This window comes from Rhodococcus sp. 27YEA15 (assembly GCF_049739425.1).
Classification (GTDB): domain Bacteria; phylum Actinomycetota; class Actinomycetes; order Mycobacteriales; family Mycobacteriaceae; genus Rhodococcus_F.
The window spans coordinates 3,249,495-3,274,490 of the sequence record NZ_JBMHHW010000001.1 but is presented as its reverse complement, the minus strand read 5'-3'; the positions used below and the strand labels follow the sequence as shown (position 1 = coordinate 3,274,490).

The following is a 24,996-nucleotide window of genomic DNA, read 5'->3' as shown; positions in this document are numbered from 1 at the left end:
TCTTCGATCAGTTCACCGAGACCTTGGAGCGATCGAGCCCCAGCGCATCGGACATGGTGAAGAACAGATCGGTCTGATCCGTGAGACCGCTGACGTTTGCTGCCCGCGGACCGTAAGCTGCGATGCGCAACTGGCTACCGGTGTGCCCTTCGGACTCGACGTTCGGATCCTCGGACGTTCCGTAGCTGATCGTCATCTCGGCGCCGTCCTTGGTGGTCAACTTACGCGTGAGACCCGGGTAGACGATGTCCTGCGCGCGCTCGACCGGGATGTTCTGGGCCTTCGCGATGCCCGCGATGTCGTCGCTGCTCATGTTGGTGACGATCTGGCTGGTGTGCGCATGGTCGGCGGTGACGACGACGAGGGTGTTGCCGTCGGCCTTGGCGAATTCGAGGGCCTTCTGCACGGCCTCGTCCAGGTCGACGGTTTCACCGATCTGACCGCAGGCGTTCGCGGCGTGGTCCTGCTTGTCGATGGACGCCCCCTCGACCTGCAGGAAGAAGCCGTTGTCATTGGTCGCGAGCAGGTCGATCGCTTTCTGCGTCATGTCCGCGAGCTTGGGGACGTCAGCGGTGCGCTTGGGGTTGTCGACGCACTTCTCGGCCGGCTGCAGATAGCCGTCACGAGTGGCGACGGAGCCTTCCCACCGAACCGGCATGTTGCCGTCGGAGAACAGACCGAGTACCGGCGCATCTTGATCGGCCTTGCTGATCGAGTTCATCTCGGCGGCATTACCCACCAACTGGTAGCCGCGAGCCTTGGCCTGCTCGTTGAGCGTCTGGCCCTGCCATTCACCGGCTTTCGCGGTTTCGCCGAAGGACTTGGCTCCGCCGGCGAACGTCACGTCGGCCCGGGTGTCGAGGAGTTGTTCGCTGATCGAGCCCTTGCCGCCGTTTTCGAGGGCGTTCTCCGGGCACGATTTCGTGGTGGCTTCGGGACCGTAGCACTTGCGGCCACTGACATGGGAGACCAGGACGGCCGGAGTCGCATCCTGAACTTCGGCGGTGGAGACGTTGCCGGTGGCCTTTCCGTTCGCCTTGGCGATCTCGAGAATAGTGGCCTGAGCCTGGCCCTTGATGTTCACCGAGATGGCACCGTTGTACGACTTGGTGCCGGTGGCCCAGGCGGTTCCGCTGGCGGCCGAGTCGGTGACGTAGTCGGGCTTTCCGTCCTTGGTCAGCGCATAGTGCGTGTACTGGCCGGTGATCGGCAATGCATCGAGGCCGGCAAAGTTGCCGGCAGCGCCTTCGGCGTAATTGCGGGCGGCGGTGATCTCGGAGTCGCCCATTCCGTCGCCGATCAGCAGGATGACGTTCTTCGCGCTGGACGCACCGACGGCGTCGCGTACTGCGGCGGACTGGTCGCCGTCGATGCGGCGAGCGCCACCGTTGGACGTCAGTTCGCCCGTCGCGGCGCGGTCGATCGTGGTGCCGACGGAATCTGAACTGTCAGCAGAACTGCTGCAGCCCGCTGCAGCGAGAATGGCGACGGCGCCGGCGACAGCTGTCAGCCGGCGGGTGTTGCGCGAGAACGACATACGAGTAGCACTCCTGAGAATGTTTGACTGTGTTTACTTCGGGTTTTACTTCGGGACTCATCGTGTGGTGCTCAGGTGAACGGAGTGCAGACATTCGTATGTAACTATGTGACGGGGTGGTGAGGGTTTGGGTCTGCTGTGCGCCTTTGTCAACCGCCCGTGGTTGACAAAGGCGCACAGCAGGGGTCGGGTCGCGTTCGCTGCCGACGTTTTTGTCGGCGTTGGGTCGATGTCCGTGCGGACGATGCTCCGACTCGTGGCTTTCGAACAGTCCTGGGTGAGTAGGGTTTTCCGTGCGAGGGTACCTGCGCAGTGCTTCTGCAGTACCGTTCGGCGGAAAGGTTTGTGCCGCAAGCGATGCGGTCACCGAGGCACATGCCCCACCGGTTCCGGGTGTCGGGCATCTCCGGTGAGCATGGTCTGCCACGACCCGCAGTGGCAACGAAGGTAGGTGATCGTTCCTTCGCTCGTGCGGTGCCGGGATTCGACTTCCCAGCGATGGAGGCAACTGATGGACGGGTGCTCTGTTTTCTTCACTCGACCAGGATGATGTAATGGCATTATGCATCTCAACCCTTACGGAGAATATGCGGTGACATTGGCTGCTGACCTGGCCAATCGTCATCCTGAGACTCTGACCGAATTGGTTCAACGATGTGTCGATGCCGGGATAGTCCTCGACTTTCCCGTCTCGGAAAAGGATCTCGACGAAACGATCGCACTTTTGGCGGAGTGGTCTGCGATAGTCGATGTCACCGACAACGATGCCAGAGCGAAGCTCGTGAACGTCATGCTCGAACAGGCATCTGCATATCCGCGCATGACGGATCACGCGGGTGACGGTTGGCATCTGCACTATCGAGATCCGCATCAGTCCTTGGCGGAAGTCCTCAAGGCGCTGTTCTCGGTGGGGACCGCGCTGCACCTCGTCGGTCGCGGAATGCATCGGCTCGGCCGATGTGCTCTCGAGGAATGCGTCAACATCTTTGCCGACGTCTCGCGCAACGGCAATCAGCGGTACTGCTCGCCGGCGTGCGCCAACCGCGACGCCGTGCGCAGGCATCGAGCCCGAGGTTGACGGTTGTCGTGGCAGGTGGTCGTGAGCATGTCGGGCGGCCTTGTTCGAGTGGATTGACTGCGGCGGCGGTACCTGCCAGACTCACCTGATCGAACATCAGTTCGATCAGGTGATGCGTCTTCCCTCTCGGCATCCTCGAATTTCCGGCTCGAACAGGTGCGAGGTAAGTATGGGTTGGGGAGAGGGGCCACCGACGTGGTCCGAGATGGAACGAGTGTTGTCGGGCAGACCGGGCCGGGTGGCACACGAAGATCTGTATCCGGGTGACGGCGGCGACAGTCCGGCCTGGTCACGCAAACGCGAGGAGTATCGCGCCGGTTCACTCGCCAGAGGCTCCGGTGACGTTCCCTATGCAGAGTTGCACGCGCACTCGGCGTTCAGTTTTCTCGACGGGGCGTCGTCGCCGGAAGAGCTGGTGGAAGAAGCTGTTCGTCTCGGTCTCGAGGCCGTTGCGATCACCGATCACGACGGGTTCTACGGAGTGGTGCGGTTTGCCGAGGCGGCCCGCGAATGGGGGATGCGTACGGTGTTCGGGGCCGAGTTGTCTCTGGACTCGGCAACCAGAACCGGAGTGGCAGATCCTGGTGGAACCCACCTGCTGGTGCTTGCCCGCGGGCAGGAAGGCTATCGCCGGCTCTCCCGCGCGATGGCGGCCGCACATCTGGCGGGCGGCGAGAAAGGGAAGCTGCAGTACAACTTCGATGCGTTGACCGAAGCTGCGGGCGGGTATTGGCAGATACTCACCGGATGTCGGAAAGGGCATGTGCGGCAGGCATTGAGGGCGGGTGGCCGTGATGCGGCGGCGGAGGCATTGGTGGACCTGATCGAGCGTTTCGGGGCCGAGCGGGTGTCGGTGGAGTTGACGCATCACGGTACGGCCGACGACGACGAGCGCAACGCGGTACTGGCAGGGTTGGCCCGCGATCACGGAGTGCGCACAGTGGCCACCACCGCTGCGCATTTCGCGGCGCCACCACGTCGACGCCTTGCGATGGCGATGGCAGCGGTGCGATCACGACGCAGCTTGGACGAGTCGGCTGGTTGGCTCGAGCCCACGGGCGGGGCGCATCTACGGTCGGGTGCCGAGATGGCGCAGTTGTTCTCGCTTTATCCTGAATCAGTCAGCAGTGCAGCAGAATTAGGGCGAGAGTGCGCATTCGATCTCACACTCATCGCTCCGAAGCTACCGCCGTTCGACGTCCCAGACGGGCATACCGAAGCATCGTGGCTACGTGAGCTCACCATGGCAGGCGCCCGCGAGCGCTACGGATCGCCGGAACATGCCCCGGATGCCTACCGGCAGATAGAGCACGAACTCGCCGTCATCACCGCGTTGACTTTTCCCGGCTACTTCCTGGTGGTGCATGACATCGTCTCGTTCTGCAAGAACAACGACATACTCTGTCAGGGAAGGGGTTCCGCCGCCAACTCGGCAGTGTGTTATGCGATAGGCATCACCAATGTGGACCCGATCCGTAACAATTTGTTGTTCGAGCGATTCCTGGCGCCGGAACGAGACGGTCCACCTGACATCGACGTGGACATCGAATCTGATCGCCGCGAAGAGGCCATCCAGCACGTGTACACCAAGTACGGGCGTCGATACGCCGCGCAGGTGGCCAACGTCATCACTTACCGTGGTAGGTCGTCGGTGCGGGACATGGCTCGGGCGCTGGGCTTTTCGCAAGGTCAGCAGGATGCGTGGAGCAAGCAGATCGGTAGGTGGGGTGCCATCGACAGATCGATCGAGACCGATATTCCGCGGCCGGTACTCGAGTTGGCGGCAGAAGTCGAAGGACTTCCGCGGCATCTGGGTATCCACTCGGGCGGCATGGTCATCTGCGATCGGCCGATTGCAGACGTCTGTCCGGTGGAGTGGGCGCGGATGGCTAATCGCAGCGTCTTGCAATGGGACAAGGACGACTGCGCTGCCGCCGGGTTGGTCAAATTCGATCTGCTCGGGCTGGGAATGCTTTCGGCACTGCACTACATGATGGACCTCGTCGCCGAGCACAAAGGGCTCACCGTCGATCTGGCGCAACTCGACCTGTCGGAAACGGCGGTGTACGAGATGCTGCAACGTGGTGACTCGGTAGGTGTGTTCCAGGTGGAATCGCGTGCTCAGATGGCCACCTTGCCGCGACTCAAACCTAGGAAGTTCTACGACCTCGTCGTCGAAGTGGCGCTCATCCGGCCCGGTCCGATCCAAGGCGGGTCCGTGCATCCGTATATCCGTCGCCGAAACGAACTCGAGCCGACTGTCTACGATCATCCGTCGCTGAAGAAGGCGCTCGAGCGAACGTACGGTGTGCCGCTGTTCCAGGAACAGTTGATGCAGATGGCCGTCGACGTCGCCGGGTTCACTCCATCGGAAGCCGATCAGCTGCGTCGGGCGATGGGATCGAAACGATCCACCGAGAAAATGGAGCAACTACGCGGCCGCCTGTATCGAGGGATGCGGGAACTGCACGGAATCGAGGACGCCGTAGCCGACCGCATCTACGAAAAACTCTACGCGTTTGCCAATTTCGGCTTCCCCGAGAGCCACTCGCAGAGTTTCGCCGCTCTGGTCTTCTACTCGTCGTGGTTCAAACTGCATCATCCGGCCGCGTTCTGCGCTGGTCTTCTGCGGGCGCAACCCATGGGCTTCTACTCGCCGCAGTCTCTGGTCGCCGATGCACGCAGGCACGGTGTCCGGGTTCGCGGGGCGGATGTCAACATCAGCCTCGCCCATGCCACCGTCGAAGCCGAAGGCCTCGAGGTTCGGCTGGGTCTGGGGGAGGTACGCCACATCGGCGATGCCCTGGCCCAGGCGATCGTCGAGGCGCGTACCACCGGCGGTATCTTCACCTCCTTTCTGGATCTGACTGCTCGCGTCGAACTTTCCACAGCGCAAGCCGAATCATTGGCAACTGCAGGCGCGCTGTCGAGTTTCGGCATCTCGCGACGCGAGGCCTTGTGGGCGGCGGGGGCCGCAGCTGCCGAGCGGCCGGATCGTCTGCCCGGTGTCGGGGCGTCGGTCACCGCACCCGCGCTACCCGGAATGAGCGACGTGGAATTGGCGGCGGCAGACGTCTGGGCTACCGGCGTGTCACCGGATACCTATCCGACTCAGTTCCTTCGTCCGCAACTCGACGCGCTGGGAGTGGTACCGGCGTCGGAGCTGCTCGACGTCCGGGACGGCGATCGGGTGCTGGTCGGAGGAGCTGTGACGCACCGGCAGCGCCCGGCCACGGCGGGCGGTGTCACGTTCGTGAACCTCGAGGACGAGACGGGAATGGTCAACGTGGTCTGCTCGGTGGGACTGTGGGCGAAGTACCGCACACTGGCGAATACAGCCCCGGCCTTGCTGATTCGAGGCAAAGTCCAGAACGCGGAAGGCGCGGTGACGGTGGTGGCGGATCACATGCAGTTGATGGATCTGCGTGTCTCGTCACGATCGCGTGATTTCCGGTGAGATTGTGCTCAAAGGCCAAATGCCGCGCGTAAGTCTGACCTCCAAGCATATGGCGCAGGTCACAGCAACTTCCTAGGGTTGATTTTCGGGAGTGATCGGCGTGACCTACTCCTTCTGTCATCGCGTATTCGAATTCGATTGCAGCAGTGTGCAGTCCAATTCCATGTCCATTTGGAGAGAAACTTCATGAGCACCGCAATTCTCGTCGCCCACGTCGACCCCACCGATCTTGCTTCGGAAGAAGAGTTCAACCGGTGGTACGACGAAGTGCATATTCCGCAGGTCGTCGAGCGTGTGCCCGGTGTGGTCTCGGCGTCTCGCTACCTGCTTGCCGACGCGCAGTTGTTGCCGGCCGAGGCCCTTCCGGCACGCCGATACCTGAGCATCTACCAGATTGACACCGTGGACCTCGCGGCCACGGCGCAGGCGCTCGGCGCGGCGTTGGGTGACGGCACCCTCGACATGTCTGCGGCAATTTCCACTACCGGCGAGACCGGGCCGGAACTGCTCTTCTACATCCCGACGGCCGATCGCGGTTAGCCCGTTCCACCCCGGGCATCCTTGATTGCGACACCGTCCCAGTGTTCGTCGGTGAGGAGCTGCGGTGACTCGCCGACGAACGCGCCGGCCGCGACGGAGTCGGAACGTAGGGTGTACATCAGCCATGCGGTGAGGTATCCGCGGAATCCTTCTCCGTCGCTTGCCCAGTTGTGGCCGACACCGAGGAGTCGGCCGCGCACCGCCGAAACCGGCGTGCTGTCGAAGTACCGGGCTTGTGCAGATGCGGTGGACACCGGATCGTCGGCGCCGGTCATGAAGAACATCGGTCCGGTCAACCGGGTCACGTCCACTACGTCGACGGGCCTCGAGGCCCAGAGCGGATCAGGTAGATCCAGCGCGGCGGTCGAGGTGATCAGTGACGATTGGGTAGCGGCATTGATTGCACCACCGGCACCCTGTGAATGTCCGACCGATGCGACATGCTCGGTATCGAGAGAATCGTGAAAGATGCTCTGAGGATCGGTATTCCGATCTACCAGATATTGCGCTGCGGCGGCGATCTCGGTGCCGTCGCCGGTGACGCTGCTGTCTGCCACCGCCACGACGAATCCCCACGAGGCCAAGTGGTGTAACAGTGCGTCGTATTCTTCGAAGGTTGCAAAACTACCGTTGCCGAACGTCACCAACGGGTGCCGAATTCCGTCACCGCCCAGGTTCGTGGGGAAGAACAGTTGAAATCCGGGTACGGCCAGTGAAGTCACCTCTTCGGGGCCGGCGGCGCTGTAGATGTCGGAGACACGTTCGGATGCCGTCGTCTCGGCCGAGGTGGTGAAGGTGGTTGACGTATCCGGCACAGATGCGGTGGCTTGTGTGCCGAGTAATCCGCTGAGCGCAAGCGCGCACGCGACGCCGGCAGCACGAGAGAAGGCCGAGTGCGAAGTCATGTGCTTGATTCTCTCGCACGGACTCGTCTGGCATCTCACTCAGGTATCACGCGCCGGCTCCTGAGCGGGACGATCAAGATCACCTCGCTCGGCCTGGGAGTCGTGGACGCGCGTACCGTCTACGTCAGTGTCGGAAGAGAAGTGAAACGAAGGCGGGCGTAGGACCACATGTTGGAAGTCGACTTGAATGCACTGGATGCGGCTCTGGCTGCTGGTGAGCCGCTGATCGACGTACGTGAGACCGACGAGTTCGAGCAGGTTCGGGTCCCCGGTGCAGTGCTTGTTCCGCTCAGCGAATTCGTCTCTCGGGTGAACGAGATTCCTGACGCCGAGACTGTCTACGTGATCTGTGCCGTGGGTGGCCGTAGCCTGCAGGCGGCGGAGTACCTGCAGGCGCGCGGTATCAATGCTGTTTCGGTCGCCGGGGGAACGATGGGCTGGTTCCAGTCCGGCCGCAAGGTCGACACCGGGCCGGTCCAGTCCTGATCAGAGGCGAGTGGGTCCGTTCGGCCTGAGTGAAATCGGCGGGGTGTGGCGCTGTCAGGCGCTCAGGATCGCCGTATGACCGAACCAGGCCTGGTCGAACTTGCCTCCTCGCTCTATCAGCTCCGGATTCCCGAGGGGCCGGCTCATCTGCTCAACAGTTATCTCTGGCTGGGATCAGACGGGGTGACGTTGATCGACACCGGATGGCCGGACAGTGCGGCGCTGATCGAGCGAGCGCTGGCCGCACTCGATCGTCGTCGTGCCGATGTGGTGAGGATCGTGCTCACCCATTTTCACGAAGACCACGCGGGTTCGGCTGCCGAGATCACGACCTGGTCGAGAGTCGAGGTGGTTGCGGGAGCGGATGATTCGGCGTTCGTCTCCGGGGAGCGGAGGGGGCCGCTTCCGTCGTTGACCGTTCTCGAACGCACCATTCACGCGGAGAGTGCCGAACCGCCGCACGGCCCCGCGTGCCGAGTGGATCGTGAGGTGCGTGAGGGTGACGTGCTGGACTTCGCGGGCGGGGCCCGCGTCGTCTCGGTGCCCGGACACACGCCGGGAAGTATTGCCCTCTACCTGCCCGACGCCGATGCACTACTGACCGGGGATGCGGTGGCGGAGTTCAACGGCGAGGTGATCCTGGGTGTCTTCGACACCGATCGGGTGACTGCGAAACTCTCACTTGCGAAGCTGGTCGGAACCGGGGCGCAGATTGCCGGTTTCGGCCACGGCGAAGCCGTCCTCGTCGATGCCGGAGCAAGGATTGCTGCGGCAACCGATCCTTTCGCGGATGTGCCCGAACGGAGTTGAGGCACTCGGTGTTCGGCACTGTCAGGCTGCCGCAGGCAACGCGCCGGACCGAATCGACGCCACCGTCCGGACGGCGACGGTAGCCCAGACGGGAATCAGCACGGACAGCAGCGCAACTGCGACGATCTCGATCAGGAGGGAATCGGTGGCAGCGGCGAAGGCGCCGGCACCTACTGCGCAGGCGCCGATCGGAAAGGTGAAACTCCACCAGCCGAGCGAGAAGTCCAGTCCGCCACGAAGTGCCGCGACGGTGACGACGGTGACGGCGACGAAGGCCACGGCGCCGATGCTGCCGACGACCGATCCGTACACGATCCCGAAGCTGCGCAATACCTCCGCGTGAGGATCGCTCATGGTGTGGTGTGCTGCGGCGGCAAGCAGATTCGACGCTGCGACGGACTGTCCGATGACCCCCAGCGGAATCCACAGTGTCGGAATGGCATTGCGCGGGATCATCGCACCGCCGGCGGCGCGGTTGCGGGCGAACTGTCGCAATACCGCGACGAGGATGCCGACTGCGGCTATCAGTGCCAGGGCGAACAACGCGTAGCAGAACGTCAGCATCGCCGTTCGGGTGACGCCGTCACCGAGATGGGCGTATACCGCTGCGCCGGTACTGGCGGACACCATCGGTGGCACGACGGGCAAGAGCCAGAAGGGCATCGCCGCCGCCGCGCCGCCGTGCCGTAGCAGGCGCTGCACCATCACGGCGTAGGTGATCAGGCCCAGTGCGGTACCGGCTGTCCACAGCGTCGTCGACACCGCGATCGCGACGTCTGTCCCGAGGAAGGTGGGGCCGGTGATTCCGGTGGCCGAGCCCACGGTCAGAAACGCCATGGCCACGGCGCCGTAGAACGGAAACATCGCGGGAGTGCGAAGGTAGGTCAGGGCCTGAACGCGGTGCTTCGACCAGTGCGCGGAAAACGCGGAGACCAGACAGAGAAGAACCGTCACACCCAGAAGCCAGAAGACCTCTGCAACCACTTTCAACTGCGTCAGTTCGGACTCGAGAGATCCCGCTGCCACCGAGACGATTCCCGTTCCCATGGCGACCGCGAACCAGTTCGGGGTGATGTGAGCGAAGGGGGACTGCGGCGCGGTGGACATACGTCCACAGTCGTCTGCGGGCATCGGCACCGGTAGACGCCTTGTCCTTGAATGCCCACAATCTGTGATTGTGGGTCTAATCTGAACGCATGTCGCTGTCTCCTCGGGTACCTGAACTCAGTGCCCTCGACGTCCTCCTGACGGTGGGGCGGCTGGGAAGCATGGGTGCAGCCGGGCGCGAACACGGGCTCAGCCAGCAGGCGGTCAGCGCTCGCGTGCGGTCGGTGGAGCGCCAACTCGGGATCAAGGTCTTCGACCGGGCAGCCACCGGCGTGCGTCCCACAGCCGAAGGTGGGTTGATCCTCGAATGGGCAAGCCACATCCTCGTCACCGCCGAAGAGATGGCGTCCGGCGTGGCCGCTCTGCGGGGCGAACGGGACGCGGCAGTGACGGTGGCTGCCAGCATGACCATCGCCGAGTATCTGGTGCCGGGGTGGACAGTGGCGATGCGACACAAGTTCCCCAAGGTCATCGCCTCGGTCAGCCTGCACAACTCGTCGGACGTCTCGGCCCAGGTGCAAGCGGGCACCGCCGACATCGGTTTCGTCGAAGGCCCCGACGTGCCCTCGTCGCTGGCCTGTTGCGAGGTGGCCCGTGACCATCTGGTGGTCGTGGTGCCGCCTGGCCATCCCTGGGCGAGCGGGGGCGCAGTACCGATCGAGGAGTTGGCGCGGACGCCACTCATCCAGCGAGAATCGGGATCGGGCACCCGTCTGACGCTCGAAAACGCAGTGCCGGACTGTGTTCCGCCGCTCCTCGAACTGACGTCGGCGACGGCCGTCAAGGCAGCAGTGGTTGCAGGCAATGCGCCGGCCGTGCTGTCGTCGTTGGCCGTCGCCGCAGATCTGACCGACGGCCGACTGAAAGCCGTACCCGTCGAAGGTTTGCAGATGCCGCGCCGGCTGCAGGCGGTCTGGGACCCGGATCGCGGATTACATGGCGCGGCACGGGACTTCCTCGACATCGCTCTCGGATCCAATGCCGCAGTGCAGAATTACTGACGGACTCAGACCGCTCCCTCGAAACCGTGCTGACGCCAGGCTTCGTACGTCACCAATGCCGCGGCGTTGGACAGATTCAGCGAGCGCCGGCCCGGCAGCATCGGGATACGGACACGTTCGGTGACATGCTCGTCCGCGAGTACCTCCTCGGACAAGCCGGTCGGTTCCGGTCCGAACAACAGGACGTCGCCGGGTTGATAGGCGATGTCGGCGTACGACGTCGTGGCGTGCGCCGTGAAGGCGAACACGCGCGCCGGAGTGACGGCCGCCCATGCCGCGTCGAGGTTCTCGTGCACCGTCACTGTTGCCAGATCGTGGTAGTCGAGCCCGGCCCGCTTGAGCTTGGGTTCGGACAGATCGAATCCCAGTGGTTTCACCAGATGTAGCTCGCAACCGGTGCCTGCGACCATACGGATCGCATTACCGGTGTTCGGTGGGATACGGGGCTCATGGAACATCACTCGGAACACCGGTAGAACCTTACCGCGCGTGAGGACGACGGCTTGTGTAACAAACCGGTCGGTCGTGGCGAATTTCATGTCGACCCCTTAGTGAACGGACATGGCATGAACCCTCCCGCAGGATGGAATCCAGATCCCGTCGATCCGACCATCGATCGGTACTGGGACGGTACGCAATGGACTGCTCAGACCCGGCCGCGAGGATCCGATGCACCTACAACTGGTCTCGGTGAGCACGGTTCGCCGTCAGGTGCCGGCGACCCGTCGTCCCGGAAGAGACGGAAGTGGCCCTGGATCACCGGTGCGGTAGTAGCGGGTCTGGTGGTTCTCGGAGTTGTGAACACCCCGGACAAGTTCGAGGAATCGACGACGCCCGTGATGTCCTCGTCGGCGGCCGCGACCACGACCACCACGACGAGTTCCACCACTGTCACCACCACCGCTGTCACTACTACAACGGCTGTCACGACGACCACTACTACGCAGGAGCCGCCCCCGACGACCACTACCACTGTTGCAGTGGTGCCATTGGTTCCACAGGTGGAAGTGACGACGCCACATGTCGCGCCGCCTGCGTACACGCCCCCACCGCCCGTTCCCACGACCGAATACGTGCCGCCGACTGTGCACGTACCCAATCCGGTTGTGAAATATTCGAGTTGTGCGGACGCTCGGGCTGCGGGCGCTGCGCCGCTCTATCGAGGAGACCCGGGATATTCGAGCAACTTGGATCGCGATGGGGACGGCGTCGCCTGCGAGTAGGGCCGCCCATCGAGATGTGAGTCCACGTGAGGGAGCTGCGTCTGCTCGGTGGCGAGCGATGTCGGGAGCTCGAGGCACGATGGTGGTCATGTCTCCCGAAGAAACCGACGTCGTCGGCGAAGATTACTCCGACGCGCGGTTGCCCGGCCAAAAGTGGCACAAACGCACGTTCACCCGTTGCAATTTTCGCGATGCAGATCTCAGTGGCATCGCCACGGAGTCGGTGGTGTTCACCGACTGTGATTTCACCGGCACCGACCTGGGGGAGTCCCTGCATACGGGAACGGCCTTTCGCTCGTGCAACTTCACTCGGACAACTCTGTGGCACAGTACTTTCCGGAACTGTTCCCTGATGGGGTCGACGTTCGACGGATGTCGTATCCGGCCGGCGGTGTTCGACGAGGTGGATTTTTCGCTCACTTCGTTGGGTGGTGCCGATCTTCGCAAGATCGACTTCACCGGCTGCCGGTTCCGGGAAGCGAATCTCGTGCGCGCGGACATGCGTGAGGCCGACCTGTCCGCGGCTGATCTGTCCGGCGCCCGAACCGGCGGGCTCCGACTCGACGGTGCCGACCTGCGCGGGGCCCGCATCGACCCGAGCCTGTGGACGTCGGCATCGCTGGCCGGAGCCCGGATCGAATTGATGCAGGCCGTTTCCTACGCGTCGGCGCACGGGGTGATCGTCGACATGAAATAACCGCTCAGGCGGTGACGGCGGCAGCTTTCGCGTCGACGGCAGAGGCCGCGTCAGGTCGTCTGGCGAATCGTTGCGCGAGCACTGCGCAGACGATCAGTTGGATCTGGTGGAAGAACATGAGGGGCAACACGACCAGGCTGACTTGACTGCCGCTGAACAACACTGCTGCCATCGGCAGTCCGGACGCCAGACTCTTCTTGGATCCGCAGAACAGGACGACTATTCGATCTTCGACGGGTAGGTGCATCATCTTGCCGATCAGTGTGGTGAGTCCCAGGACGATGGCGAGCAGCCCCGCGCACACCAGCGCCAAGGACACTATCTGCAGGGGTTCGACGGCAGTCCAGATCTTTTCGTTCATGCCCTCGCTGAAGGCGGAGTAGACGACCAGCAGGATCGAGCCGCGGTCGACCAGTTTGGTGGGCCGCGCATGGCGTTCGAGCCAACCGCTGACCAGTGGCCGCAGTAGCTGCCCGACCCCGAAGGGCACGAGGAGTTGCGCCAGGATCACGAGGACGGATGTTGCGTCGACGTGGACGTCGCCGGTGGTGGTGACCAACAGGACGACCAGCAGCGGTGTCACGAACACACCGACGATGTTGGAGAACGATGCACTGACCACGGCGCCGGCGATGTTTCCGCGAGCTACCGAGGTGAAGGCAATCGACGACTGAACGGTTGACGGCACCAGGCACAGGAACAGGAGCCCGGTGTACAGCTCGTCGGAGAGCACGCTCGGTACCAGAATTCGCGCGGCGAGCCCGAGGAGTGGGAACAGCACGAAGGTTACGGCGAGGATGAGCGAATGCAGTCTCCAGTGCTTGAGGCCCTGCCACGCTTGAGCGGGGGACAGCCTGGCACCGTAGAGAAGGAACAGCAGGGCGATCGCCGCCTTCGTCACCCACGACAACACCTCGGTTGCGGATCCGGAGGCCGGAAACATCGACGCCAGGGCAACCGTTGTCAGCATCGCGATCATGAAACCGTCGATGTAGAACTTGCCGAGAAACTTCACGAATGCAACGGTAACCACGCTTTAGTCATTGGAAAAGGCGATTCTGACTATATTGGTAATAACGAATCGCGATAGGGGTGCCGATGTTCGACCCGGTCTTGCTCAGAAGTTTCGTGGCCGTCGAACTGGCCGGCGGTTTCACAGCTGCAGCCAAGCAGTTGGGGGTGCGGCAGCCCACCGTCAGCGGGCATATCGCCAAACTGGAGAAGCAGCTCGACCGCGAACTCTTCATCCGGGACACCCACGGTGTCGAGCTGACGTCGGACGGCGCCGCGATGTTGGGCTTTGCCCGCGAGATCCTCGACGCCCAGGAAAAAGCGGTCCGGCACTTCGGTGGTGGCCACGTCAGTGGCCATGTTCGTCTCGGGGTGTCCGAAGACCTCGTCTCTCAGGAACTGCCGAAGATTCTCTTCGAGTTCCGCCGAAACTATCCGGGTATAGATCTCGAACTCTCGACCGGATTGAGCGAAGAAATTCACTCTCAATTGCGATCCGACAAATTGGATGTGGCATTTGTCAAACGCCGGCCGGGGGAGGTCCACGGTCGACTTGTCTTCGAGGACCGGCTGGTGTGGGCGGGTGCTGCGGGCGCAGTCCCGGATCTGGCGAATCCGGTCCCGGTCGTGGTCTACCCGCCACCGAGCCTGACCCGCGACGCGGCGCTCTCGGTGCTGGACCAGGCCGGTATCACCTACCGAATCGCCTGCACCACCAAAGGGCAGCTCGGACTACGTGCGGCCGCCCTCGCCGGCCTCGGGTTCATCGTCCACAGTGAGCGGTTGTTGCCGTCGGACGTCGTGCCTGTCCGAGGATTGCCGTCCCCGGGAACCATCGAGTTCACGTTGGTCACCACGGCGCGACGCGCGCAGTCGGCGCCGGAACGGGCACTGACTCGCGCGATCGTGGAAAACAGCTATCGATTCCAGCGGGCCGTCACCTAGTGGTCGTCAACGAACGAGTTCTCGCGCCAACAGATCCATCAGCAGACCGTCCTTCCACCGGCCGTGCCGATCGCGGGAATATTCGCGCATCACGCCCACATCTTTGAACCCCACCGATCGGTAGCAGGCAATAGCGACGGTGTTCTCGGTCTCCGGATCGATGATCAACCGGTGAAATTTCAGCTCGTCGATCAGATAGGCACACAGGACCCGGATCGACTCACGGCCGAAACCACGGCCGTGGCAATTCGGGTCGAGGAACAGGTCGAGTCCGGCATGACGGAAATCGGGGTTGTCCTCGTCGGCGTACCACTGGATGAATCCGATCAGCCGACCGTCGTGGAAGACGCTGTACCGAGTCGTTCCGGCCTCGGGTGCCTGCGGCCAGTCGTCGTCGGGGTTCTGCCACCACGCCACCACCTCGGGGAGCAGGTGAATCGCGCGCAGTCGGGCGTGATGTTCGGGGGCCAGGGGGACCAACATCACCCGTTCGCCGTGAAGTTCCGGAGCCGATGTCACCGATCGACCCTAACCTGGAACAATGGCCACCGTGACTGCAACGATTCTGGACGGCAAAGCCACTCGCGACGAAATCTTCGAAGACCTGAAGGTGCGGGTGAGCGCGCTGAAGGCAGCGGGCATCACGCCCGGATTGGGCACTATCCTGGTCGGCGACGATCCGGGCTCGGCGGCCTACGTGCGCGGAAAGCACAACGACTGTGCCAAGGTCGGTGTCAACTCGCTGCGCCGCGACCTGCCTGCCGACATCACGCAGGAGCAGCTCGACGCCACCATCGACGAACTCAACGCCAACCCGGAATGCACCGGATACATCGTCCAGCTCCCGCTTCCCAAACACCTCGACGAGAACGCGGCGCTCGAGCGCATCGACCCGGACAAGGATGCCGACGGCCTGCACCCGGTGAACCTGGGCCGTCTGGTGCTGGGAAAGGAAGCGCCATTGCCGTGCACGCCGCGCGGAATCTTGCATCTGCTGCGGCGTTACGAGGTGCCGATCAACGGTGCTCACGTCGTCGTCGTCGGGCGCGGTGTCACGGTCGGTCGGCCGATCGGACTCCTGCTGACCCGTCGTAGCGAGAACGCGACGGTCACCCTCTGCCACACCGGCACCCGTGATCTGGCCGCCGAGGTCCGTCGCGCCGACATCGTCGTCGCAGCCGCCGGCGTTCCCGGACTGATCACCGCTGACATGGTCAAGCCAGGTGCTGCCGTACTCGACGTAGGAGTCAGCCGCACCGACGACGGCCTGCGCGGCGACGTCGCTGCCGAAGTCGCCGAGGTAGCCGGTTTCGTTTCTCCCAATCCGGGTGGGGTCGGCCCCCTGACGCGCGCATTCCTGATCACCAATGTGGTCGAGCGTGCCGAACGAGTTCTGGCCGGGGCCTGACGGAGATGTCCGAACTGGTCGGCCTCGCGAAGAAAAACCTTCCCATGCTCGCGATACTCGCGGTGATTGCGGCGGCGGTAGTTCTCGTGTTGGCCGACCGGTGGCGTCGCGGGGCCTTCGTCTTCGGGGTGGCGGTGATCATCGGTGCTGCGGCCAGATGGTTCGTCAGTGAGGATCGGATGGGGCTCCTTGCCGTGCGTGGTCGGAAATTCGACACTGCGGCGATGGGCCTGATGGGTGCGCTCATCATCGCGCTCGCCTCCACGATCGATCCACTGGGGACCGACTGACCTCGTTCAATTTTCGTAGAATGCTTCGACGTCGATCTCGCACAAGGGAATCCACTCGGGTTCGGAGGCAGTGGGCGAGGTCGGCTTCGTGCTCCGCAACGTGAGAGCGAGGGCTGGTTCCTCGTCGATCCGTCCGACGAGGGCATACACCGTCGCAAGTTGGTGTGTACACGGGGTGCGCCTGCTGGTGCAGGTGCAGGTGCTCACGCACTCGACGAGATCCACGGCCACCGCGATACCTCGTGAGTTCAGTTCCGTGACGATGCCGTCGGCAAGCTCACCGGTGATGGCGGTCCGACTCGCGGCCTCATCGGTGTGGAGCAGTTCACGGACTCCGTCGACATCCGAGGCCGACCATCGGGGTACCGCGATGTGCACGGTCGAGGTTCTTCCCTTGGCAGTCACCTCTGCCGCGACTGTCCCCGTTGAGATCTCGCCGAATGTCACTGCGCCGCTGCGGGCCAGCCCGCGGGCGGTCGGCAGGGCGGGGTTCGGTCCGATCGCCGCCGTCTTCTCGATCGTCCGCAGCCAGGCGCGTCCCCAGGCGGTGACTCCGAATTCGTCGGCCATCAGATGATCACCGCATCACCGAGTTCGAGGACCCCGCGCAGTTCGGTATCGGGTAGGTCGGCGAGCGTCGACTCGATGTTCCCCGAAATCGATTCGGCTACCGAACGTTTGGAACGGTGCATGGCATCGACATGGTCCTCGATCGTTCCGCCGGTGACAAGGGTGTGGACGGTGACCGTTCGGGTCTGCCCAATGCGATGCGCTCGGTCCGTAGCTTGATCCTCCACCGCCGGATTCCACCAACGATCGTAGTGGATCACGTGACTGGCGCGGGTGAGGTTGAGGCCGAAACCCGCCGCCCGCAGACTCAGAACGAGAATCGGCGGCGAGACCTCGTCGGTCTGGAAGGCGTCGACCAGCTGATCTCGTCGCGTCGTACTCAGGCCGCCGTGCAGAAAAGGAACGTCGTCCAGGCCCAATTCCGTGCCCAGATGAGTCGAGAGTATCTCACCCATCGTCCGGTATTGGGTGAAGATCAGTGCGCGCTCGCCGCTGTCGACTATCTCGGCGAGCATGTCGGTTACCCGATCCAGCTTCCCGGAGCCGGCGCCCACGTCGCCGGTGACTTGGGCTGGATGATTACACACCTGCTTCAGGGTGGTCAAGAGTGCGAGTACGTTGCCTCGTCGTGCAAATCCGGATCCCAATCCGGTATCGAAGGCGTCCGATACCGCGGCCCGATACAGGCTCGCCTGTTCGACAGTCAAAGCGCAGTTGACATTCGAGAATTGTTTGGGTGGAAGATCTTTCGCTACATCAGCCTTGGTGCGTCGCAGGATGTACGGATCGATGACGGCGGCGAGTCGGGCTGCGGCGGTGGTGGACCGGCCGGATTCGATCGGAACCGCAAAACGCCGGCGAAAGCGTGCACGAATTCCGAGAACATTCGGATTCACCACGCGGAAGAGCGAATACAGATCGTCGAGACGATTCTCGACCGGAGTTCCGGTCATCGCCACCTTGGTGTCTGCGCGCAACCTGATTGCTGCCCGCGTGATCTTCGACGTCGAATTCTTGATCTGCTGGGCCTCGTCGAAGATCACCGAACTCCACGAGATATTCTCGAATTGCTCTATGTCGGAACGTAAGACACTGTAGCTGGTCAAGACGACGGTGCCGGCTGCGAAGTTCGGTGGGAAGGTTCGGGCCGAGCCGTGATGTACGTACTGGGGCATGTTCGGCGCGAACCGCTCGATCTCGCGACGCCAGTTTCCGAGAACGGACGTCGGGCAGATCACCAGATGGGGTCCGTCGGCCGCTCTGACAGCGATCATCGAAATGGCCTGCAGGGTCTTGCCCAACCCCATTTCGTCGGCGAGGATTCCGCCGCCGGGCAGCATCGTCAACCAGTGCACGCCCTGTACCTGGTACGGCCGCAATGTTGCCCGGATTCCGGCGTCGGCGATCCGACCGACTATCTGTGTGGCCTCGATGAAAAGACGCACCGTTGATGCCGCGCTTCGGATTGCCGTGTCGTCGCGGCGCAGTGCGGCATGCGCAGCCGTCGGGAGTTGCTCGTGTTCGCCGGATTCGACAACCCGCATCCACGCGAGCACCGATTCCGCCAGTTCGGGCCGAGCAACATCGAGACACCGCAATGCGCCCACCGCGGTTTCGATATCGAGCAATTGCGCGCACACGTCCGTGGGCTTCACGCGGCCGTCGATCGGCACTGCCAGTCGGCACACGGTCGACGTGCCGCCGGTCAATCCCAGCGAGGTCATCTGTTGATCGAGATCGGGTGCACCCCAGAACGCGAACGACATGTGCTCGGGCAGATAGGTAGCTTGAAGGCGCTCTGCGAAGGGGTGGGTCACGGTCGCCGATGTTAGCCTCTCACGCCTTCTGCCGCTCGTGAAAATGTCGGGAAAACCTGCAGATCAACTGTGGTTTTCCCGACATTGACCGATCCGGGACGGGCATGTCCGGCCGATGCGTCGTGGGGTCAGCGAGACGAGCGGGCCAAGTCCATGGTTCGACGCAAGAGTCCGGCGACCGCATCGGCTTCGGTCAGGAAACCGTCGTGGCCGTCCTTGGAACGAAGTATCTCGAGCCCACTGCACGTCGAGATGCCGTCGGCCATCTCCTTCTGCAGGCGTAGCGGGTACAGCCGATCGGAATCGACGCCGCCGACGACGACGGGAGCGGTGATCGACGCCAACGCGGCCGCGACGCCGCCGCGGCCACGGCCGACGTCGTGGCGGTTCATCGCTTCGGTCAGCAATACGTACGTGCTGGGATCGAAGCGTGCCACGAGCTTGTCTGCCTGATGTTCGAGGTAGCTCTGGACCGCGTATCGTCCTCCACGCCAAGGATTCTCGCCGTTCTGGGCGAAGTTGGCGAAACGGGTGTCAAGCTCACCTTCCGCGCGGTACGTCAGATGCGCCATGCGACGAGCGATACCCAGTCCGACTCGAGGTGCGCGACCGGTTCCGTGATAGTCGCCGCCCTGCCAGTCCGGGTCCGCCACGATCGCTGCGATCTGGGTGGTCTGTGTCCCGATCTGATCAGCGGTGGCACGTGAGCCGGTGGCAAGAACCAACGCGGCCCGCACGTTGTCCGGATAGGTGACAGTCCACTCCAGTGTTCGCATACCGCCCATCGAGCCACCGACAACCGCCGCCAGTTTGTCGATACCGATCAGATCGACGAGCTTCTTCTCCGCGGCGATCTGATCCCGGATGGAAATTTCGGGAAAGCGGCTTCCCCACGGTCGGCCGTCGTCGGCGAGGGAAGCCGGTCCGGTAGTGCCGCGACAGCCCCCCAGGACGTTGGTGGCGATCACACACCATTCATCGGTGTCCACCGGGTCGCCGGGGCCGACCATGCCGTTCCACCAGCCGGGTGAGGGCTGATGTTCGGAGACAGGCCCGGTGACGTGAGAGTCGCCGGTCAGCGCATGCTCGACGAGTACGACGTTGTCGAGAGTAGGAGCCAGCTCACCCCATCGCTGGACGGCCAACGACACCGAGGGCAGAACAGCACCGCTCTCGAGCTCGAGCGAGCCGATGTTCACGATGCCGACCTCGCCGTTCGGCGGTGGCAACAGGGACTCCAATGTGCGCTCGGCTTCGTTCACGGTCAAGAGGTCGCCGCCGCAGCGAAGCCGGTGGCGAATATCCTGCAGGTGTCGGTCATAGTCGTTCACTCCAGTGGTCTGACGTGGGCAAGTCGGACGAGGCGGCACGCCTCCAGCTGGGTTCTATCGGTGCGAGCGACACATACTGACAACCTCCGTTTGACTCGGCCCTTCCAGTGGGCCCGTCCAGCGGGCCGCGCTTGTCCCGCGACGTCGTGTGACATCGCGCAACCTGGTCATCACCCGGGGCACCCCACCGCGGTTGGAGGGTTGCCGGTCAGCAAGCCGGGGCTCGATGCTGACGCTCATGACCTCGACTCAGATATTAGCGTTCGCCGGACGGCTCCGAGGCAGGTGGTGTCGGCAGCCGATCCTGGTGCTGTCGGGAACGGCGTTCGGTTCCTCCGGAAATCTCCGCCCGGCCTTCGACGACGCACCCCGAACCGGCGTGAGGGAGCAGACGATCACGGTGGCCACTATCGGGGTACCAGACGACGGCGAGCGGAAAAGTGAGATGGTCGGTGTGGCCGTCGACGAGACCGCCGTCGTAGGTGGAGCGCTCGGGTGGCCGAGCAGACGGACGTAGGCCGGGTCGTGTGCCCCGGCGACACCTCGACGCCGATCCGCGTACTGCCCCACATACCGCGACGGCATGGAGAACGTCGAGCAGGAACTCGGCGGGCTTCTCGGTGGTGAGCCCTGAGCATGACCGTCGGTCTGCTCAGTGCAATGGTCTGCTCAGTGCAATGGTCTTCTCAGTGCAATGGTCGACGCGATCCTCGTGGCCCGCACCGTGCCTCACGAGCAACCGCACTTTCCCGACGAGATCGTGCAGAGCACTCGCGCCCACGCACGCGATTGACGCGCGAGGGGAATCGACCGGTGGAAAAGCAATGGGCTCAACGGTGTCAGCGGAATCGGGACACTCGGATCGGCGGCTATCGCAGGAGTTGACGGCGTTCGATCGCGACCTAAGTCCTGGAGCGTCGGCGATGACTCGCGCATCGCCGCGAACTCGGTTGGGGGCCTGCTTCGACGGACCCGCCCTGATAATCTCGTCGGCGCACGATCAGAGGGGGTCTGATCGGCAGAGGAGACACGTGGTGGGGACATTCGCAGCGGACATGGAGCAACTCCTGAGGCTTGGAGGTGTCCTGGACGGGTTGGGAACCAGGGCAGCGGCATTGCGGGGATAGGGCCGACTTCGGGGCCGTTCATGTCCGCACCGGGAGGCATTTCGGCGTCGATGCTCGAGGCATCGTCGATATCGGCTGACGTGATCGCGACGAACAATCGGCGGCGGAGTTGGCTGCCACCTTCACCGATGCGACAGGTCAGTTGCTACCGGAGGAGCCGCTCTCGTGAATGTCACATGCGCGCAATTGCTGTCGTGGAACTCGTCGATGCTCACCGATGTCACCGACGCGCTGGAAGCGGTGGCGGCAATTGCGCGGAACGGATATTTTCGAGATCGACGCATCGTCGCAACGTGCACGATTGGCGATCGTGTCGGTGGAGGGGGACGGATTCGACGTCTCCGAACAGTTGGTGGTCACGGACAGGCAACCGGATACCGACGACGCTCGGGTGTCGTTACTGAAGGATCGGGCACGGGAGTTGGCAGATGCCGCTTCCGCTACGGTGACCGCCGACGAGACAGTACGTGAGACGCTGTCGGCTACACGGAACGGTTTGCGGGCAACCTTCGTCTCTGTCGCGACGTCGGGCGGCGACCAAGGTCGTTCCGATGCTTCCGTTCTCGTCGATGATCCGTCCGCATTGACCCCGGAGCGGATACGTCGGTTGGAGGAAGGCGGGCATCTGACTGCCGAGCAGATCGGGGCGCTCGAACGCGGGGACACCGCGACGATTCCGGCGTCGCAGATGGAGTACCTCGATCAGATTGTGCGATCGTTGGACGGAAGGTCGCCGCAGGAGATCGAGGACTTGTTGTCCGCGTTGCCCGAAGGCGCCCGGACCGGTGTGGTCAATTCGCTGCAGATCGTCTCCAACGAGCACGTTACCGCCTCGGTGCACGGCGATTCGGAGGTACCCACCAACGGCGGTCTCGACGCACGGCGATTCGGAGGTACCCGCCAACGGCGGTCTCGACGCACGGCGATTCGGAGGTACCCACCAACGGCGGTCTCGACTTGCTTCCGAAGGAGATGCGAGAGTCGTTGACTCGCAACGATTTGATCGAAATCACATTCGATGCGGGTGTGTCAGGGTTTTCACCACGATCGGGCTCAACGGTGTCGCGGACAATCAGGCGGTAGCCTCGATAGTCGCGATGGGTGACGATCGGTACAAGAACGGTAGCGAGCTCGACAGGTCGCTGTTGGACGTGGGCAGGCGATACCTGGACACCTCAGGTCGCCTACGAGCAACTTGCTCCGTCCGAGAGGCCGTTCTTCTTCGCTGACGGGAAGACCCCCGATGCAGGATTGACGCAGGCATCTTTGCCGCCCGGATCTGTTGCAGACAGTCTCAGTTCATTCGAAACGCGTACGACGATGTAGTGCGTGCGGATGGCTAGGTGGGCAGTCCGTTCGGTGATTGTGGCGGTGTGTTGTGTTCTGGCGGAGTCAGGTTGTGCTGGTTCGGATGAATCCGATGATGGGCCGGCGCAGGCCAAGCCGGAGCTGTTCACCAATTTCACACCGCACGTGTGGTCGGCGGACGCGGGCGTCGACTTGTTCGGTCGCGGTTCGGAACTGTTACGGGCGGCCAGTGAGGACGGATTCTATTGGCCCAAGCCCGGAGTGGGGTCTTCGTGGCCGGCGTTCCCGGAGATCGACGACTATTTTCCGGGTTTCACCGCTGCGTTACCGACTGGTCGTGACCCTTTCGGCAACTATCGTTGGGATGATCGTCGGGAGTACACGAAACCTCTCGTCGAGACTGTGTTTGCGCATTTGACGGACTACTCGGAGTCCGAGATGGAGGTATCGGCGTCGGTGTGTAGCTATTTCCTGCATTCCGTTCCCGGTATCGATGATGCCAACCCGCCGTCGATGGTGTATCGGATCGTGTTGCACAAGCCGGATGCCGATGCCGGGATTGGTGGTTGCAGCAGTTTCCGACGTTGACCCATCCCAATCCGGACTTGCCGTTTCAGACCCAGCCGCCGGGGTTCGTGGCTCCGGTGGCACCGGTGGGCGTGCAGTATCCGGGGTGGATCGGTCCGTCGAATGCCGGCTGATCGTGCACCGAACGTAGCGCGTGAACGTGACAGTTGCCGCCCGTCGACGATCAGACGGTTTCGGGTAGTTCCAGATGATGCCCCATCCGATCGCGTTTGGTTCGCAGGTATTCGATGTTGTATCGAGTCGGAAACGTCTGTACCGGAATGCGGTCCGTGATGCGCACTCCCAGCGCGGACATGTCGTCGACCTTCGCCGGATTGTTGGTCATGAGGTGAATCGAGCGGATTCCGAGCAAGTCGAGTATCCGGGCGGCAGTGCGGTAGTCGCGGTCGTCGATCGGGCACCCCAGAGCGAGATTCGCGTCGACGGTGTCCAGATCCCGATCCTGTTGCAGTGCATAGGCTTGTAGTTTCTGCCCGAGTCCGATGCCACGGCCTTCTTGGCCGTTGAGGTAGACGACGGCGCCCAGACCTCGGCCCGCGATTTCCTCGACCGCGTAGCTCAACTGCGGTCCACAGTCGCAGCGCAACGAACCGAACAGGTCGCCGGTGAGGCATTCGCTGTGCACCCGCACCGGAACGTTGTCCGCGCCGGCTACGTCTCCGCAGACCATCGCTACGTGCTCGATACCGTCGTAGTCGAGAAACGCCGTGGCAGTGAAGTTCCCGGTCGGCGTCGGAATGCACGCGCTGCCGGTGGCGGTCACGGTCTGCGCTCCTGCGCGGAGATGTTCGTCGAGTTCTGCGATGGTGATGACCGGAAGTCCGTGATTCGCCGCGAATTCTCTGGCATCGTCGCCGCGCAGCATCTCACGTTTGTCCGCAGTAACCAGTTCACAAATCAGTGCGGCCTCCCGGACTCCTGCGGCGGCGCAGAGATCGGATCCTGCTTCGGTGTGCCCGGGGCGAACCGCCACCCCACCGTCGCGCGTCTGTAACGGCATGACGTGGCCGGGTCTGGCGAAATCGTCACCCGAGACCGTCGGGTCGCTGAGCGCGCGAATGGTAGCGGCTCGATCCGAAGCGCTGATACCGGTGCTCGTGCCGATCGTGTAGTCCACGCTGTGCAGAAATGCGGTGCCGTGGCTTTCGGTGTTGTCCAGGACCATCGGCGGAAGGCGCAGTTCTGCTGCGCGACTTTCGGTGATCGTCGTGCACAGGAAACCCGACGTGTGTTCGAGGAAGAATGCCACGGCATCGGTGTCGACGAACTGCGCGGCCATGACCAGGTCGGCTTCGTTCTCGCGATCCTTCTCGTCCAGGACGACGACTGTCCTTCCGCGGGCGATTGCCGATATTGCGTCGAGTGCGGCAGTGTTCGTCATGATCTGACCTCGAACCTTCGATGAGTTGAACTGTGAAAAATTGTGTGAGTTGGATCACTCGAGCGTAGGCAGTGTCAGCGAGGTGGGAACAGTCCACAAAAGTGGACACTTTCGGCGTCGGACGCGCCAGGGGTTCGCAGTGAGGCGATGCGTGTCCGAGTCCGCTCTGACCCGAAGTGATTGTTACCGACGGGTAAGAAAGTGCTGGTGGGGTCGCCGGTTGCGAGAACGCCGGCTAGCAGTACGCTTGTCTTGTTTAGGACTCATCACCCGAGATAAGTCCATACCGTCTAGGTTTGCCAATCGAACCGTTCGCGGATCCACTCCTATCGAGTGCCCGCAACCGTGTAACCAGGGAAACTTCCTAGGAGGACGCGAA

The 24,996-nt window shown here is 63.1% G+C and carries 25 protein-coding genes and 1 riboswitch; of the genes, 15 read left to right on the top strand and 10 right to left on the bottom strand.

Features of this window, described 5'->3' with window-relative positions:
- Window positions 1-7 precede the first annotated feature (7 nt).
- On the bottom strand, window positions 8-1,537 hold the full coding sequence (gene phoA, locus ABH922_RS15520) for an alkaline phosphatase (protein WP_424807766.1): 1,530 nt from the start codon (window positions 1,535-1,537) through the stop codon (window positions 8-10).
- A gap of 562 nt (window positions 1,538-2,099) precedes the next feature.
- On the opposite strand from phoA, the gene ABH922_RS15515 reads away from it, so the two are divergent.
- The 3 genes from ABH922_RS15515 to ABH922_RS15505 all read left to right on the top strand — a co-directional run bounded on the left by ABH922_RS15515 (window position 2,100) and on the right by ABH922_RS15505 (window position 6,612).
- Window positions 2,100-2,615, top strand: coding sequence for a CGNR zinc finger domain-containing protein (locus ABH922_RS15515; protein WP_424807765.1), 516 nt, complete (start codon window positions 2,100-2,102; stop codon window positions 2,613-2,615).
- A 169-nt stretch (window positions 2,616-2,784) separates the two neighbouring features.
- Window positions 2,785-6,072 carry an error-prone DNA polymerase gene (locus ABH922_RS15510; RefSeq protein WP_424807764.1) on the top strand — a complete coding sequence of 1,096 codons (3,288 nt, stop codon included), beginning with the start codon at window positions 2,785-2,787 and terminating at the stop codon, window positions 6,070-6,072.
- A 186-nt stretch (window positions 6,073-6,258) separates the two neighbouring features.
- Window positions 6,259-6,612, top strand: a complete 354-nt coding sequence (locus ABH922_RS15505; protein ID WP_424807763.1) for a hypothetical protein — start codon at window positions 6,259-6,261, stop codon at window positions 6,610-6,612.
- Here the strand turns inward: ABH922_RS15505 and ABH922_RS15500 are convergent.
- Window positions 6,609-7,517, bottom strand: coding sequence for an alpha/beta hydrolase (locus ABH922_RS15500; protein WP_424807762.1), 909 nt, complete (start codon window positions 7,515-7,517; stop codon window positions 6,609-6,611). The genes ABH922_RS15505 and ABH922_RS15500 overlap by 4 nt on opposite strands.
- A gap of 168 nt (window positions 7,518-7,685) precedes the next feature.
- On the opposite strand from ABH922_RS15500, the gene ABH922_RS15495 reads away from it, so the two are divergent.
- Together ABH922_RS15495 and ABH922_RS15490 are read left to right on the top strand one after the other, a co-directional pair.
- Window positions 7,686-8,003 carry a rhodanese-like domain-containing protein gene (locus ABH922_RS15495; RefSeq protein ID WP_424807761.1) on the top strand — a complete coding sequence of 106 codons (318 nt, stop codon included), beginning with the start codon at window positions 7,686-7,688 and terminating at the stop codon, window positions 8,001-8,003.
- A gap of 75 nt (window positions 8,004-8,078) precedes the next feature.
- Window positions 8,079-8,813, top strand: a complete 735-nt coding sequence (locus ABH922_RS15490; RefSeq protein WP_424807760.1) for an MBL fold metallo-hydrolase — start codon at window positions 8,079-8,081, stop codon at window positions 8,811-8,813.
- 21 nt (window positions 8,814-8,834) lie between these two features.
- On the opposite strand, the gene ABH922_RS15485 is transcribed toward ABH922_RS15490, so the two are convergent.
- Window positions 8,835-9,920 (bottom strand): TDT family transporter, encoded by a 1,086-nt coding sequence (locus ABH922_RS15485; protein WP_424807759.1) that lies wholly within the window; start codon window positions 9,918-9,920, stop codon window positions 8,835-8,837.
- Between the two features lie 89 nt (window positions 9,921-10,009).
- On the opposite strand from ABH922_RS15485, the gene ABH922_RS15480 reads away from it, so the two are divergent.
- Window positions 10,010-10,921 carry a LysR family transcriptional regulator gene (locus ABH922_RS15480; RefSeq protein ID WP_424807758.1) on the top strand — a complete coding sequence of 304 codons (912 nt, stop codon included), beginning with the start codon at window positions 10,010-10,012 and terminating at the stop codon, window positions 10,919-10,921.
- Between the two features lie 5 nt (window positions 10,922-10,926).
- Here the strand turns inward: ABH922_RS15480 and ABH922_RS15475 are convergent, their stop codons facing one another.
- Complete coding sequence (locus ABH922_RS15475; protein WP_424809689.1) at window positions 10,927-11,391, bottom strand: tRNA (cytidine(34)-2'-O)-methyltransferase; 465 nt, start codon at window positions 11,389-11,391, stop codon at window positions 10,927-10,929.
- Window positions 11,392-11,487: 96 nt separating this feature from the next.
- Between ABH922_RS15475 and ABH922_RS15470 the strand changes: the two genes are divergently transcribed.
- Both ABH922_RS15470 and ABH922_RS15465 read left to right on the top strand, forming a co-directional pair.
- On the top strand, window positions 11,488-12,144 hold the full coding sequence (locus ABH922_RS15470; RefSeq protein ID WP_424807757.1) for an excalibur calcium-binding domain-containing protein: 657 nt from the start codon (window positions 11,488-11,490) through the stop codon (window positions 12,142-12,144).
- Window positions 12,145-12,232: 88 nt separating this feature from the next.
- Entirely contained in the window at window positions 12,233-12,841 is a 609-nt protein-coding gene (locus tag ABH922_RS15465) for a pentapeptide repeat-containing protein (RefSeq protein WP_424807756.1), read from the top strand.
- A gap of 4 nt (window positions 12,842-12,845) precedes the next feature.
- Here ABH922_RS15465 and ABH922_RS15460 read toward each other — a convergent pair whose 3' ends face one another.
- Window positions 12,846-13,856: a bile acid:sodium symporter family protein gene (locus ABH922_RS15460; protein ID WP_424809688.1), complete on the bottom strand. Its 1,011-nt coding sequence runs from the start codon at window positions 13,854-13,856 to the stop codon at window positions 12,846-12,848.
- A gap of 83 nt (window positions 13,857-13,939) precedes the next feature.
- On the opposite strand from ABH922_RS15460, the gene ABH922_RS15455 reads away from it, so the two are divergent.
- The gene (locus tag ABH922_RS15455) at window positions 13,940-14,797 is read left to right on the top strand and encodes a LysR family transcriptional regulator (protein WP_424807755.1); all 858 of its coding nucleotides are present in this window, start codon (window positions 13,940-13,942) and stop codon (window positions 14,795-14,797) included.
- A gap of 6 nt (window positions 14,798-14,803) precedes the next feature.
- Here the strand turns inward: ABH922_RS15455 and ABH922_RS15450 are convergent, their stop codons facing one another.
- Window positions 14,804-15,316, bottom strand: coding sequence for a GNAT family N-acetyltransferase (locus ABH922_RS15450; protein ID WP_424807754.1), 513 nt, complete (start codon window positions 15,314-15,316; stop codon window positions 14,804-14,806).
- Window positions 15,317-15,347: 31 nt separating this feature from the next.
- Here ABH922_RS15450 and ABH922_RS15445 point away from each other — a divergent pair, with 31 nt between their 5' ends.
- Both ABH922_RS15445 and ABH922_RS15440 read left to right on the top strand, forming a co-directional pair.
- Window positions 15,348-16,205, top strand: coding sequence for a bifunctional methylenetetrahydrofolate dehydrogenase/methenyltetrahydrofolate cyclohydrolase (locus ABH922_RS15445; RefSeq protein ID WP_424809687.1), 858 nt, complete (start codon window positions 15,348-15,350; stop codon window positions 16,203-16,205).
- Window positions 16,206-16,210: 5 nt separating this feature from the next.
- Window positions 16,211-16,495 carry a DUF3017 domain-containing protein gene (locus ABH922_RS15440; RefSeq protein WP_424807753.1) on the top strand — a complete coding sequence of 95 codons (285 nt, stop codon included), beginning with the start codon at window positions 16,211-16,213 and terminating at the stop codon, window positions 16,493-16,495.
- A 6-nt stretch (window positions 16,496-16,501) separates the two neighbouring features.
- On the opposite strand, the gene ABH922_RS15435 is transcribed toward ABH922_RS15440, so the two are convergent.
- The 3 genes from ABH922_RS15435 to metX all read right to left on the bottom strand — a co-directional run bounded on the left by ABH922_RS15435 (window position 16,502) and on the right by metX (window position 20,150).
- Window positions 16,502-17,065, bottom strand: a complete 564-nt coding sequence (locus ABH922_RS15435; RefSeq protein WP_424807752.1) for a hypothetical protein — start codon at window positions 17,063-17,065, stop codon at window positions 16,502-16,504.
- Complete coding sequence (locus ABH922_RS15430) at window positions 17,065-18,882, bottom strand: DEAD/DEAH box helicase (RefSeq protein WP_424807751.1); 1,818 nt, start codon at window positions 18,880-18,882, stop codon at window positions 17,065-17,067. Before ABH922_RS15430 ends, ABH922_RS15435 begins: the two co-directional genes overlap by 1 nt.
- A 128-nt stretch (window positions 18,883-19,010) precedes the next feature.
- The gene (gene metX, locus ABH922_RS15425; protein WP_424809686.1) at window positions 19,011-20,150 is read right to left on the bottom strand and encodes a homoserine O-acetyltransferase MetX; all 1,140 of its coding nucleotides are present in this window, start codon (window positions 20,148-20,150) and stop codon (window positions 19,011-19,013) included.
- Window positions 20,151-20,335: 185 nt separating this feature from the next.
- Window positions 20,336-20,457: riboswitch (SAM riboswitch) on the bottom strand.
- Here metX and ABH922_RS15420 point away from each other — a divergent pair.
- The 4 genes from ABH922_RS15420 (at window position 20,452) to ABH922_RS15405 (ending at window position 23,236) form a co-directional block, all read left to right on the top strand.
- The gene (locus ABH922_RS15420; protein WP_424807750.1) at window positions 20,452-20,730 is read left to right on the top strand and encodes a hypothetical protein; all 279 of its coding nucleotides are present in this window, start codon (window positions 20,452-20,454) and stop codon (window positions 20,728-20,730) included. (Overlaps the previous riboswitch by 6 nt.)
- A gap of 827 nt (window positions 20,731-21,557) precedes the next feature.
- Complete coding sequence (locus ABH922_RS15415) at window positions 21,558-22,328, top strand: hypothetical protein (RefSeq protein WP_424807749.1); 771 nt, start codon at window positions 21,558-21,560, stop codon at window positions 22,326-22,328.
- Window positions 22,329-22,437: 109 nt separating this feature from the next.
- Window positions 22,438-22,569, top strand: a complete 132-nt coding sequence (locus ABH922_RS15410; protein WP_424807748.1) for a hypothetical protein — start codon at window positions 22,438-22,440, stop codon at window positions 22,567-22,569.
- A 106-nt stretch (window positions 22,570-22,675) separates the two neighbouring features.
- Window positions 22,676-23,236: a hypothetical protein gene (locus ABH922_RS15405; RefSeq protein ID WP_424807747.1), complete on the top strand. Its 561-nt coding sequence runs from the start codon at window positions 22,676-22,678 to the stop codon at window positions 23,234-23,236.
- A gap of 163 nt (window positions 23,237-23,399) precedes the next feature.
- Here ABH922_RS15405 and ribB read toward each other — a convergent pair whose 3' ends face one another.
- Window positions 23,400-24,617, bottom strand: a complete 1,218-nt coding sequence (ribB, locus tag ABH922_RS15400; RefSeq protein WP_424807746.1) for a 3,4-dihydroxy-2-butanone-4-phosphate synthase — start codon at window positions 24,615-24,617, stop codon at window positions 23,400-23,402.
- Between the last annotated feature and the right edge of the window lie 379 nt (window positions 24,618-24,996).

Excerpts from the sequence above, each read along its gene's own strand:
- ABH922_RS15500 (WP_424807762.1), bottom strand. The coding sequence starts at position 7,517 with ATGACTTCGCACTCGGCCTTCTCTCGTGCTGCCGGCGTCGCGTGCGCG.
- ABH922_RS15420 (WP_424807750.1), top strand. The coding sequence starts at position 20,452 with ATGACCTCGACTCAGATATTAGCGTTCGCCGGACGGCTCCGAGGCAGG.
- ABH922_RS15440 (WP_424807753.1), top strand. The coding sequence starts at position 16,211 with ATGTCCGAACTGGTCGGCCTCGCGAAGAAAAACCTTCCCATGCTCGCG.
- ABH922_RS15485 (WP_424807759.1), bottom strand. The coding sequence starts at position 9,920 with ATGTCCACCGCGCCGCAGTCCCCCTTCGCTCACATCACCCCGAACTGG.
- ribB (WP_424807746.1), bottom strand. The coding sequence starts at position 24,617 with ATGACGAACACTGCCGCACTCGACGCAATATCGGCAATCGCCCGCGGA.
- ABH922_RS15415 (WP_424807749.1), top strand. The coding sequence starts at position 21,558 with ATGTCACCGACGCGCTGGAAGCGGTGGCGGCAATTGCGCGGAACGGAT.
- ABH922_RS15470 (WP_424807757.1), top strand. The coding sequence starts at position 11,488 with ATGAACCCTCCCGCAGGATGGAATCCAGATCCCGTCGATCCGACCATC.
- ABH922_RS15435 (WP_424807752.1), bottom strand. The coding sequence starts at position 17,065 with ATGGCCGACGAATTCGGAGTCACCGCCTGGGGACGCGCCTGGCTGCGG.
- ABH922_RS15505 (WP_424807763.1), top strand. The coding sequence starts at position 6,259 with ATGAGCACCGCAATTCTCGTCGCCCACGTCGACCCCACCGATCTTGCT.
- ABH922_RS15515 (WP_424807765.1), top strand. The coding sequence starts at position 2,100 with ATGCATCTCAACCCTTACGGAGAATATGCGGTGACATTGGCTGCTGAC.
- ABH922_RS15510 (WP_424807764.1), top strand. The coding sequence starts at position 2,785 with ATGGGTTGGGGAGAGGGGCCACCGACGTGGTCCGAGATGGAACGAGTG.
- phoA (WP_424807766.1), bottom strand. The coding sequence starts at position 1,537 with ATGTCGTTCTCGCGCAACACCCGCCGGCTGACAGCTGTCGCCGGCGCC.
- ABH922_RS15455 (WP_424807755.1), top strand. The coding sequence starts at position 13,940 with ATGTTCGACCCGGTCTTGCTCAGAAGTTTCGTGGCCGTCGAACTGGCC.
- ABH922_RS15495 (WP_424807761.1), top strand. The coding sequence starts at position 7,686 with ATGTTGGAAGTCGACTTGAATGCACTGGATGCGGCTCTGGCTGCTGGT.
- ABH922_RS15410 (WP_424807748.1), top strand. The coding sequence starts at position 22,438 with ATGGGTGACGATCGGTACAAGAACGGTAGCGAGCTCGACAGGTCGCTG.
- ABH922_RS15480 (WP_424807758.1), top strand. The coding sequence starts at position 10,010 with ATGTCGCTGTCTCCTCGGGTACCTGAACTCAGTGCCCTCGACGTCCTC.
- ABH922_RS15465 (WP_424807756.1), top strand. The coding sequence starts at position 12,233 with ATGTCTCCCGAAGAAACCGACGTCGTCGGCGAAGATTACTCCGACGCG.
- ABH922_RS15405 (WP_424807747.1), top strand. The coding sequence starts at position 22,676 with ATGGCTAGGTGGGCAGTCCGTTCGGTGATTGTGGCGGTGTGTTGTGTT.
- ABH922_RS15490 (WP_424807760.1), top strand. The coding sequence starts at position 8,079 with ATGACCGAACCAGGCCTGGTCGAACTTGCCTCCTCGCTCTATCAGCTC.